The following is an 11,400-nucleotide window of genomic DNA, read 5'->3' on the forward strand; positions in this document are numbered from 1 at the left end:
CGCAATGTTAATTCAAGCTAGGTAAGCCGGTGCTGAAGGGCAAAACGCAGGTGGCTTCGAGGATGGCTGGCGCGAGGAGAGGCGAGGCAGGCGCGTCATCGACGCGGCAGGAAGGATCGCTTCTGCGGATCTTTTTCGTTGTCTACCTGACGGCAATCCTTTTGCTGCTACTCGACCTTTCCGATGGACGGCTGTTCTTCGCGGATGTGGATGATGTTCTCCGGGGCGTTCAGATTCGCCATCTGTTATCCGCATCCGGGTCCTTCTGGGACGTGACATTGCCGATGATCGACAGCCCAGGGATCTACGTCTCGCCCTGGTCTCGTCTCGTCGACCTTCCCTATGCCGGCCTTTCGCTTCTGCTGACGCCGCTGCTCGGCCGCGACGGCGCCATCTCCGCATCCCTGCTGATCTGGCCGCCGATGCTGCTTTCGGTCTATGGGCTGTTTGTTGCCATGATCTGGAAACGCATTGCTCCGATCACCGAGGGTATTCATTATCTCCGGCTGGCGGCTGGGACGTTTGCGATGCTGTATGCGGTCTTCGAATTTGTGCCCGGTCGGATCGACCATCACAATGTCCAGATCGTTGCTTTGATGGCCGTCGCCTACGGTCTTGTCCGCTTCGATCGTATCGGCGGTATCGTTGTCGGGGTAGGCACCGTCATGTCGGTCGCCATCGCACTCGAAGGTCTGCCGTTCCTGGTCATCATGTTCGGCGGACTTGTTGTGGCATTCGTCGCAGGGGCGACCAGGGCGGCCGAAACGCTCTCGGCGGCGTCGGCCACAATATGTATCGCCACTGTTCCAACAGCTTTGGCACTGCTTGGTGCCTCGGGTACGATGTCGACGCAGTGCGATGCGTTTTCTGCACCCTATATCGTTCTTCTTGTCGGTCTGTCCGGCACATCCTGGATTGCCTGCAGATGTTTCGCCGATGCATCCGGCTGGGTAAAACTCGCCGTTCTTGCCGCTGCCTCGATCGGCGTCATCGTTGCAACCGGAATCTCTTTTCCTGAATGCCTTGCGGGCCCCTATGCCGGGATGGATCCGCTCGCCAAGCAGCTATGGTTCGACCGGGTGCCGCAGGAGCAGGGACTGCTCCATTATGCAGGCGGCTCGCCGTTGCCGGGCATCTTGTTGATCGGTATTTTCCTCACCATACTGGCTCTTGCGGCGCCACGGGTCTTGAGTGAGGTTCGCGCCGGTAATCCTGCCCTTGCGATCCTGTTCGTCACCGCACTCGTCAGTGTGCTTCTGGCAACCGGTCTGCTTCGCTATATCCGCTTTCCATTCGTCTTCGCCGCACTTTTCGTGCCACTGGCGCTCCGCCATATCGATCAGACATCAAGGCAGCCCGGCCGAGCGTCAAGGACCTTGTTCAGCGTCGGGACCGGCGTCTTTCTGCTCATGGTCGGTCTCTGGGGCCTTTCGCGGCCACAAACGATACATGGCGATGCCGTTCAGGCGATGACCATCGACGACTGCAAGGCCGGCGACATGTCCGCTCTCTCAAATCTCGGAGAAGGGCATCTTCTAGCACCCCCGACACTTGCCATGTCGGTGCTGAGGAACCCGATGCCTTCAGGGCTGACGGTCGGGCCGATTCCGTTTCATCGGGCCTCACACGGGATGGCGAACGCCTATACAGCCCTCATCACAACCGACCCAGAGACGCGTCGCGAAGCGCTTGCACCGTTCGATTATGTGGCGGTCTGCCGTTTCCCTGCGCAGGCTGAGCCTGGATCGGCGCCGCTCTACGATGCATTGTCCGCGGGCAAGGACTGGCCCGGTCTCGCACGGCTCGAGACCGGTCGCGCAAATCCGTTTCAGCTTTTCCGGATCGACCACGCAAACCTGCGCTAGAAAGCCTCCGGTGCCACGATTCCGTTCGGAAAGCGCATGGTTTGCGCCTCGTATGCGTTGCTCCCAAGCCCGTCTTCGCCTACATAGCGGGCAAACAAATTCCCCGGAGCACATTTATCCATGGCACGTCAGTTCATCTATCACATGTCGGGGCTGAACAAGTCCTACGGCGCCAAGAAGATCCTCGAGAACGTCAACCTGTCCTTCTATCCGGATGCCAAGATCGGTATCCTCGGTCCGAACGGCGCGGGTAAGTCGACGGTTCTGCGCATCATCGCTGGACAGGACAAGGAGTTCACCGGTGAGGCCTGGCTCGCTGAAGGTGCGACCGTCGGCTATCTCGAGCAGGAACCGCATCTCGACCCAACGAAGACGGCTTTCGAGAACGTCATGGTCGGCGTTGCTGCCAAGACCGCGGTGCTCGAGCGCTACAACGAACTGATGATGAACTATTCCGACGAGACCGCCGACGAAGGCGCCAAGCTCCAGGACGTCATCGACGCACAGAACCTCTGGGATCTCGACAAGCAGGTCGAAATGGCAATGGAAGCCCTGCGCTGCCCGCCGAAGGATTCGGACGTCACGCTGCTTTCGGGTGGTGAACGTCGCCGTATCGCGCTCTGCCGCCTGCTTCTGTCGCAGCCGGACCTGCTGCTGCTCGACGAACCGACCAACCACCTTGACGCCGAGACCATCGCCTGGCTCGAAAAGCACCTGCGCGACTATCCCGGCGCCGTGATGATGATCACCCACGATCGCTACTTCCTCGACAACGTCACCGGCTGGATCCTCGAGCTCGACCGCGGCCGCGGGATTCCATACGAAGGCAACTACTCGGCTTACCTGCTGGCGAAGGCCAAGCGCATGCAGCAGGAGTCCCGCGAAGATGCCGGCCGCCAGAAGGCGATTTCGCGCGAACAGGAATGGATCGCCTCCAGCCCGAAGGCCCGTCAGGCCAAGTCGAAGGCCCGTATCAAGGCCTACGAACAGCTGGTCGATGCTGCCGACGGCATCCGTCCCGGCGATGCGCAGATCATCATCCCCGTGTCCGAGCGTCTCGGCCAGGTGGTGATCGAGATGGAAGGCATCAACAAGGGCTTTGAAGGCCGCACGCTGATCAACGACCTGTCGATCAAGCTGCCACCGGGCGGTATCGTCGGCATTATCGGCCCGAACGGCGCCGGCAAGACGACCCTGTTCAAGATGATCACCGGACAGGAAAAGCCGGATGCCGGTTCTGTCCGCATCGGTGAAACCGTGCATCTCGGCTATGTCGACCAGAGCCGCGATGCTCTCGACGGCAACAAGACGGTGTGGGAAGAAATCTCGGGCGGTGCCGAAGTCATCAAGCTCGGCAAGTTCGACATGAACTCCCGCGCCTATTGCGGCGCCTTCAACTTCAAGGGCGGCGATCAGCAGCAGAAGGTCGGCAACCTGTCGGGTGGTCAGCGTAACCGCGTCCACCTTGCCAAGATGCTGAAGGCCGGCGGCAACGTTCTGCTGCTCGACGAACCGACCAACGACCTTGATACGGAAACACTGGGCGCTCTCGAAAGCGCGCTCGAAGCGTTTGCCGGCTGCGCGATCATCATCAGCCATGATCGCATGTTCCTTGACCGGTTGGCGACGCATATCCTCGCGTTCGAAGGCGATGGCCATGTGGAATGGTTCGAAGGCAACTTCGAGGATTACGAAGAGGACAAGATCCGTCGTCTCGGCCCTGATGCTCTCAATCCCGGCAGCCAGGCCCACAAGCGTCTGACACGCTAACTGCAGACGCAGTTTGAAGCTTACAAAAACCCGGGGTCGTCCCCGGGTTTTTTTGTAGGAATGCCTGCTCAGCTCCCGTTGCGTCTTGCGTGGCAATTTGAAATCACATAAACATATCTTTATATGTTGATTGTGAAGGCGTGTTGTATGGGGTTGGTCCTCGATGAACTGGTAGATGTGCTGAAGACAGCAGGGGAGCCCACACGGTTTCGTTTGCTGGTGCTTTTGGCCGCAGGCGATCTGACCGTCACGGATCTGACCGAAATTCTAGGTCAGTCCCAGCCGCGGATCTCGCGTCATCTCAAGCTGTTGACCGAAGAAGCGCTGATCGAGCGATACCAGGAAGGCGCCTGGGCTTACTTTCGGCTGCGCCAGGAAGGGAACGGCGCCGCACTGGTCCAGACTTTGCTCGCCTCCGCTTCGCAGGATGATCCGGTGCTTGTGCGTGACCGCGAGCGTCTGACAACTGTGAAAAACCAGCGCTCGGCGAAGGCCCAGGAATATTTCAGCCGCAACGCTTCGCAGTGGGACGAACTCCGTCGTCTGCATGCCAGCGACGAGACGGTCGAAGAGGCGCTGCTGCGGCTGATCGGCCCATCGCCAGTTGATTCGCTGCTCGATCTCGGCACGGGAACGGGCTGGATCCTGCGTTTGCTGGCAAGCCGCTATCGCCGCGCGATCGGTGTCGACGCCAGCCGCGACATGCTGTCTGTCGCCCGGTCCAATCTCGACGATGCAGGCATCGTCAAGGCATCGGTCCGGCACGGCGACATTCTCAATCCGCCTGTCGAAGGCCAGGATTTCGATCTAATCACCATTCACCAGGTGCTGCATTTTCTCGACCGGCCTGATCTTGCGATCGCCGAAGCCGCCCGCATGCTGCGGCCCGGCGGGCGATTGCTGATCGTCGATTTTGCGCCGCATGCGCTGGAGCATCTGCGTGACGAGCACGCGCATCTGCGCCTCGGGTTTTCCCATCAGGCGATGAACGAGTGGCTGAACAGAGTGGGCCTGGACGTCCAGAAGGTGATCGACCTCAGCCCCGGCCGCGAAGGCGCACTCACGGTGACCGTGTGGCTTGCCGGCGACCGTCGCCTGCTGATGGCGAAAGCCGACACACCCGCTCTCGCCGAAACCGTTATCTAGGAGCCTGATCATGGATACACCCGCAGCCAAGGCCCCGTTCAAGCTCTCCTACGAGTTCTTTCCGCCGAAGTCCGATGAGATGCAGACGCAGCTCTGGGAAACGGTCGATGCGCTTGCAGCCTTCAAGCCGGAATTCGTCACGATGACCTATGGCGCCGGAGGCTCCACGCGCGAGCCGACGCTCGCAGCGGTTCAGCGTATGATCAACGATGCCAAACTCCAGACCGCTGCGCATCTGACCTGCGTCGATGCCGCGCGCGAGGAGGTCAAGTCTGTTGTCGAGGAGTACCGGGCAGCGGGCGTTCGTCGCATCGTTGCGCTGCGTGGGGATTCGAGCGCAGGCGTCGGCGCGGCCTATACGCCGCATCCCGACGGTTTCTCCGACACAGCCGATCTGGTGCGCATGCTGGTCGAGTATGGCGACATGGATATTTCCGTCTCCGCCTATCCGGAAATGCATCCGGAAAGCCCGAGCATGGCTGCCGATATCGATACGCTCAAGCGCAAGGCGGATGCAGGTGCCAACCGCGCCCTGACGCAGTTCTTCTTCGACAATGAGGTGTTCGAGCGCTATCTCGAGGCCGTTCATGCAGCCGGCATCACCATCCCGATCGTGCCGGGTATCATGCCGATCCAGAACCTGACGCAGCTGAAGCGTTTTGCGGGCCGCTGCGGCGCCACCGTTCCGGCGTTTCTCGATGCCCGTTTCGAAGGTCTGGACGACAAGCCTGATGATCGTGCCAAGGTTGCGGCCGATGTTGCAGCCGAGCAGATCGCAGACCTGATGCGCCGCGGTCACGATCACTTCCATCTCTACACGATGAACCGCGTCCCGCTGGTCTCAGGTGTGCTGGAACGGCTTGGCCGGCACCCTGACAAGGTTGCGAACGTCGGTAACGCTGCGTAGCTCCGACAATGAAAAAGCGCATGTTCCATGCGGGAACATGCGCTTTTGTAATGCTGCCGATTATCAAACGGTCAGTCCGAGGTATCACCGGTCACCGGTTGCATGCGTTGTTTTGGAATGCGTCTAGATGAACAACATCGAAGCGACGAACACAAACGCAATACCAACCACCAGGACATTGAGAGGGTAGGTTCTTCCCATGTCTGCCTCCTTGCGTTGACTGACAGAGTTTATGTCTGTTTCATGGCAAATGGAAAGAGGGAAACTGTGCTGCGGCGCATCAAGATGCGGCCGGAACCGACCGATCATTTTCCATCTTATTGATTTGACAACGGAAAGCCCCGTTAACGGAAGTTTTCAAAGTGTTAAATATCGCGATCAGACGGTTAACAGTACCGTTTCCAGCGAGGACTACGTCGCTGTTGTGCGGGTGCGAAGGATTCGCCCATCCAGCAGAAGGAGCCCTGCACAGATGACCGCCATGCCGGCAATATCATTCCATTCCAGTCGTTCGCCGAGGAAGAATACTCCCAGAAGAATGGCGCTCGGAGGGATGAGCAGCGTGACGAGGGAAGCGTTGGTTGCGCCGGCCAGTGCCAGGACCCTGAAGAAGATCAGGTAGGCGAGCGCGGTCGAGAGTAACGCCAACGCTACGATAGCCATGACGACGTGAGGAGACGGTGCAGCAAGCGTCCAGGGTTGGTCCGCAACCAGCGAGACCGGCAGTATCATCAGGCTCGACGCCGTGAGCTGTCCCGTGGCCGTCACCGGGGCCGGTATGCCGCGGAAGCGTTTTCCGTAGGTGCCGGCGATACCATAGGAGATCGCGGCGCCGATCGGCAGGAGCAGCGCCCAGAGCGGTGCTGCCGTATCTGTAATCGTGCTCGGGCCGATCAGGATGCAGGTGCCGACAAGGCCTGCAGCGCATCCTGCGAGCTTTGCCCCGGTCAGCTTTTCGTCCGACGTCCACTGGTTGGCGATGATGACGGTCCAGATCGGCGTCGTCGCGTTGAGGATCGAGGCAAGGCCTGCGCCGATCTCCGTCTGGCCGAAGAAGATCAGCGTGTGCGGCAGAGCGTTGTTGAGGAAGCCCATGACGAGAAAGGCGCGCCAGTGGGTGGCAAGGATGGAGTAGGTTCCGTTGCGGCCGTGAAGGTAGATGTGGAGAGCGAGCGCCGCAAGACCGAGGCGCAAAAACACCAGCGTGAACGGCGGTACTTCCTGGACGGCGATGCGGGCGAAGAAGAACGAGCCGCCCCAGAGAAGGCCGAGCACGAACAGCAATGCCCAGGCGACGGGGGTCAGTCTGGCTGCGGCGGATGACATGGAATGCCTTTATTGATGCTGCTCGAAGATAAAACGGGCGGCGGTCAGCCCGCCACCCGTTTCATGTCATGTGATGCAAGGCCCGCTGATCAGAGCGCGGACAGCAAAGCCTGGGTCGGCCAGCCGTCGGCCGGCATGCCGAGGCGTGCCTGTTCCTTCTGGACGGCAACGCGCGTGCCGGAGCCCAGAATGCCATCGATCTTGCCGACGTCATAGCCATGCGCCTGAAGCTTGGTCTGCAGTGCCTTCATGCCCGTATCGTCGAGACCCGGTTCCGGGTTGCCCTTCAGGTAAGGCGGGGCGCCGGAGAGGCGGGTGGCGAAATAGGCGGCAGACGTCGTGTAGATGAACGACTGGTTCCACTGCAGGTAGATACCGAAGTTCGGATAGGTCAGGAACGCGGGTCCCTTGCGGCCCTGCGGCAGAACGAGTGCTGCCGGCAGGTTGCCAAAGGACGTGACACCATCGCGCGGCGTGACACCGTAGGAGAACCATTCGCTGGCGGGGATCTCGTTGCCGAGGCCGCTCTTTTCGAAGGGCAGGCTTTCCGGCAACGTCACTTCCTGGATCCAGGGCTGGCCGGGCGTGAAGCCCATGCTCTGAATGAATTTGGCCGCCGTCAGGATGGCGTCGGGACCGCTCGTCTTGACGTTGATGTGGCCGCTGTTGTCGCCATCGACGCCGTGGGCGATGATGTCTTCCGGCAGCATCTGCACCTGGCCGATTTCGCCGGCCCAGGCGCCGGTGTTGGTGGCCGGGTCGAGATCGCCGTGCTGGACCATTTCGATCAGCGCGATCAGCTGCGGCCGGAACAGGCCCGGACGGCGGCAATCATGCGACAGCGTGACAAGCGCGTTGCGGGTGTTGAAATCGCCCTGAACGGCACCGAAATCGGTTTCCATCGCCCAGAATGCGGTGATGACTCCCGGCGCAACACCGAATTCGCTCTGGGCGCGGCCGAACACGTCCGAAAGCTGCTTCATCTTCTGACGACCGATATCGAGGCGGCCCTGGCTGACGGTGCGCTGCGAGAATTCGAGGAAGGTCTGGCGGAAGACGCCCTGCGCGCGGTCGCGTGACAGAACCTTCTGGTCGATCTCGGCGCCTGCAAATGCCTGATCCGCGGCGGCAGCGGTAGCGCCGGCTTTGATCGCGTCAGCCTTGACGCCGTCGAGGAAGGTCGCAAGATCGCCGCCGCAAGGTGCTGCCGGAATTGGCGGAGCGGTCGGCTGAGTGGCTGTCTGGGCAAGGGCGGTGGAAGAGAGGCAGGCGGCGAGAGCACAAGCCAAAGCTGCGCGGCGGACAAGTGTCGAAGACATCAGCGGTTTCCTAAAATCGATTTCTTCCGCGCGACATGGTCACTGGTGGACATGGGCGCAGACCCTCAGGTCGCGCCGGTTTTAGCGTAACGTCAGATACATTGCCAGAGAGCTTGTGCGGGTTAGCACATCAGTCGGCCGACGCAATAAACGTCTTCCACGCTTTGCTGTTTCCGGCAAAGACATTGATATCGGTTGCGCCCTTGACGCCCGGGACAACGCCGGTTGCCGTGTATTGCCAGAACGCCCACTTGCGGTCCGTATAGATCTTGGTCGGATGGGCGGCGACCGAGCGAACCCAGAAATGGTAGTTGGGGAAGGCGCCGACGAGGTTGTCGCGGTGGAAATCGACCGACGTGTAGATGATCGGCCGCTTGCCGTAGTGGGCCTCGATCCTGTCCATGAAGCGTTTCATGCTGGCCCGCACGGTCTGCGGATCCGGCTTCAGCTTGCAGGTGGGCGAGGCGTGGTTCCATTCCATGTCCAGCACCGGCGGCAGCATGTTTGCTTCCTTGGGAACATTGGCGATGAACCAGTCTGCCTGATCTTCCGGTGTCGAGCAGAAATAGTAGAAATGATAGGCCGCGTGCGGAATGCCGGCATTGGCGGCGTTGCGCCAATGGGTGGTGAAGGCGGAATCGATGCGGTCCTTGCCCTCGGTGCCCTTGATGAAGACGAAGGCGACGCCGGATTTCTTCACCGTCTGCCAGTCGATGTCGGTGCCGTTCCATTTCGACAGGTCGATGCCGTGAACCTCGTGGCGGCCCGGATGGTTCGCGCCGAAATCCTGCGGATCCGTGTCCTTGAACTTCATCTGCCGGACAGAGCCAGTATCGACCAGATCGTAGCTCGTGGACGTACAACCGGACATCAGAAGCGCGGCAGACAGGACGGCAGCAGAAAGAACGGTTGGAAGCCGGGGCATGAAGGTTCCGTGTTAGGGCAGAGACAAAGAGCCTTGTCCGCGATCGAGTGGGCAAAAGGGAGGCGTAGCGTCCCGTTTACCATAAGCTCGTAAAAATTCAGTTAGAAAGCAAGATCTGGAATACGCTTAGTGATTATCCCCGGCGGCGAAGGATCGCCCGCCAGGCATAGCCGCGGCCGATCACCTCGAACATCATGTCGGCCTTTGCCGTTGCGAGACGCTTTTCCAGCGCCTGTTCGAGGGTGGCGCGCGGGGTCACATGAAAGCGGGCGAGCCAGGACTTGAGCGCAGACCCCATGATGTTCGGCAGGTTTTCCTGCTGTCCGAAGTCGACGATATGCAGCGACCCTTGAGGCGAAAGCGCCGCAAGGGCGGCGTCGATCGCCTTCTCCCAGTCTGGGATCATCGACAGGGCATAGGAAATGAGGATCCGGTCGAAACCGTTGACGCCGAACTCCTCCGCCGTGAATGTCGTGGCATCTGCGACCTTCAGAATAGGCTTTATTTCCGTGCCGCGGAAATTCGCGTCTGCCGTCTGGAGCATCTGCGCGGAGATATCGAGGCCGTAAAGTTTCGCGTTCGGGAAAAGCTTGTGGGCGAGGAGAAGGTTGCGGCCGGTTCCGCAGCCGACTTCCAGCACGCTTCCACCGACTGGCGGAGCAAGACCTGCGATCGTGCCATCGCGTCCCAGGAGATAGTATTTTCGGGTGAGGTCGTAGATATGCCGCTGGTAGCGGTACATCCGGTCCATCCTGCCGGCATGGCCGATCTCTTCACGATTGGCCGGTCCGAGGTTGCCTGCGTCGGTCTCTGCCATCAGTCGGCCTTCGCGTAGACATGGAAACCGCCGTAGATGGCGGAGCGGTCCTGCAGGTTCAGGGCCTGCGAGCGCTCGTCGAGATAGGTCCAGCGGGCGGCAAGCGAGGGCGAGAGGCGCCCTTCGATGACGCTGCGCTCGGCGGCCGTCCGGAAGATCACCCGGGCGCCGACAGCGGCCGTCCGGTCGATCTCCGACCAGAGGTCGTTGATCTGCTGGTCGTTCATCCAGTCTTGGGCGTCCAGCAAGACGTAGCGATCGATTGAGCCTGCCGTCTTGCGCTTGAGGAGAGCCGTGAAACTCTCGTGGTGAACGGCGACCCGGTCTGTGGCGGCACGGATCGCCTTGTAGTTGCCGGCCTTGAGATAGGTGGGCAGCGTGCCTTCGTGGGCGGCGGGATAGCGGCGGACGAACGCCTGCCAGGCGAAATAATTGTCCTTCAGAGGAAAATGACAGGCGAGCTTTTCGAGACGCTCCCGCAGCACGGTCGCGATTGAGCCGTTATCGCTGCCGCCGGTCGCCATGCCGGCCAGCTCGTCATATTGCTGCGGCGGAATGCCAAGTCCGAACAGCGAGCTCTTGTTCGAGGTAATCCAGCGGACCAGTTTTCTGTCGAACAGGGGCGCGATCTCTTCGTCGAAGAAGCGGCGCTGATCTCGGACCGATTTGGTCTGCGCCATCTTCGTCAGATCGACGCCATGCAGGCGCGCCAGAAGGTGTCCCGCGCCGATGAACCGGCCTAGAAGACCGGTGCGGTAGATGTTGCGGTCGAACACGGAGATGCGGCGACGGCCGGTGATAGACCGCTTCTGCCAGTAACTGCGGGTTGCGCGATCCAGATTCGGCGCGATCAGTCTGTCGAAGGTGACGCTGTTCGATCGTGTACCTTGCGCCGAGAGAAACCTGACGACATCCATATGGCTCGGCAGATGACGGAATGCCGCGAGCTTTAGCCGATTCAACGCGACATGGTGGGGGTTGAGATCCACGACATCGATGCTGCGCGGATTGCGGGAGAGGTAGGCCAGCATGTTGCAGCCGCCGGAGCCAATGGTGACGATCGCGTGCTCGGCTGAAAGCTCCATTGCTTCCATGTCGACGTCTGGATCTTCCCAGATCTGAGGATAGACGAGACCGGAAAACAGGAGCCCGAACAGCCGTTCCGACAGCCCTTCGCGCGAAAATAGTTTGTGCTGGAGCAGCGCATCCTTGAGCTTCTGATTGCTGGTGAAACCGGTTTCCCTGACGACGTCGGCCATTGCGTCTCTCGCTGCGTGAATTATTCCGAGATGTGTAGAACGCAGGCCTAAACCCGGCATGCTACA

General features: G+C 60.5%; 9 protein-coding genes. 4 read left to right on the forward strand and 5 right to left on the reverse strand.

Annotated features, from left to right (window positions below; translation table 11 throughout):
- Nucleotides 1-62 precede the first annotated feature (62 nt).
- The 4 genes from ACQY1L_RS05205 (at nt 63) to metF (ending at nt 5,688) form a co-directional block, all read left to right on the forward strand.
- Nucleotides 63-1,865: a hypothetical protein gene (locus tag ACQY1L_RS05205; protein ID WP_430243156.1), complete on the forward strand. Its 1,803-nt coding sequence runs from the start codon at nt 63-65 to the stop codon at nt 1,863-1,865.
- A gap of 120 nt (nt 1,866-1,985) precedes the next feature.
- Complete coding sequence (gene ettA / locus ACQY1L_RS05210; RefSeq protein WP_062456108.1) at nt 1,986-3,635, forward strand: energy-dependent translational throttle protein EttA; 1,650 nt, start codon at nt 1,986-1,988, stop codon at nt 3,633-3,635.
- 147 nt (nt 3,636-3,782) lie between these two features.
- Entirely contained in the window at nt 3,783-4,781 is a 999-nt protein-coding gene (locus ACQY1L_RS05215) for an ArsR/SmtB family transcription factor (RefSeq protein ID WP_062456111.1), read from the forward strand.
- A 10-nt stretch (nt 4,782-4,791) separates the two neighbouring features.
- A complete protein-coding gene (metF, locus tag ACQY1L_RS05220; RefSeq protein ID WP_430243158.1) occupies nt 4,792-5,688 on the forward strand; it encodes a methylenetetrahydrofolate reductase [NAD(P)H] in 897 nt (298 codons plus the stop codon).
- A gap of 411 nt (nt 5,689-6,099) precedes the next feature.
- On the opposite strand, the gene ACQY1L_RS05225 is transcribed toward metF, so the two are convergent.
- The 5 genes from ACQY1L_RS05225 to ACQY1L_RS05245 form a co-directional block, all read right to left on the reverse strand.
- On the reverse strand, nt 6,100-7,014 hold the full coding sequence (locus ACQY1L_RS05225) for a DMT family transporter (RefSeq protein ID WP_174196505.1): 915 nt from the start codon (nt 7,012-7,014) through the stop codon (nt 6,100-6,102).
- 89 nt (nt 7,015-7,103) lie between these two features.
- Nucleotides 7,104-8,333 carry a lytic murein transglycosylase gene (locus ACQY1L_RS05230; RefSeq protein ID WP_192086331.1) on the reverse strand — a complete coding sequence of 410 codons (1,230 nt, stop codon included), beginning with the start codon at nt 8,331-8,333 and terminating at the stop codon, nt 7,104-7,106.
- 130 nt (nt 8,334-8,463) lie between these two features.
- Nucleotides 8,464-9,258: a glycoside hydrolase family 25 protein gene (locus ACQY1L_RS05235; protein WP_062456127.1), complete on the reverse strand. Its 795-nt coding sequence runs from the start codon at nt 9,256-9,258 to the stop codon at nt 8,464-8,466.
- Nucleotides 9,259-9,391: 133 nt separating this feature from the next.
- Nucleotides 9,392-10,075 carry a class I SAM-dependent methyltransferase gene (locus tag ACQY1L_RS05240; protein ID WP_244508751.1) on the reverse strand — a complete coding sequence of 228 codons (684 nt, stop codon included), beginning with the start codon at nt 10,073-10,075 and terminating at the stop codon, nt 9,392-9,394.
- Entirely contained in the window at nt 10,075-11,334 is a 1,260-nt protein-coding gene (locus ACQY1L_RS05245) for a DUF3419 family protein (RefSeq protein WP_430243161.1), read from the reverse strand. The genes ACQY1L_RS05240 and ACQY1L_RS05245 overlap by 1 nt, the downstream gene beginning before the upstream one ends.
- Nucleotides 11,335-11,400: the final 66 nt, after the last annotated feature.

Origin of the sequence: Neorhizobium sp. DAR64862/K0K3, assembly GCF_050500185.1 — a bacterium.
Taxonomy (GTDB): domain Bacteria; phylum Pseudomonadota; class Alphaproteobacteria; order Rhizobiales; family Rhizobiaceae; genus Neorhizobium; species Neorhizobium soli.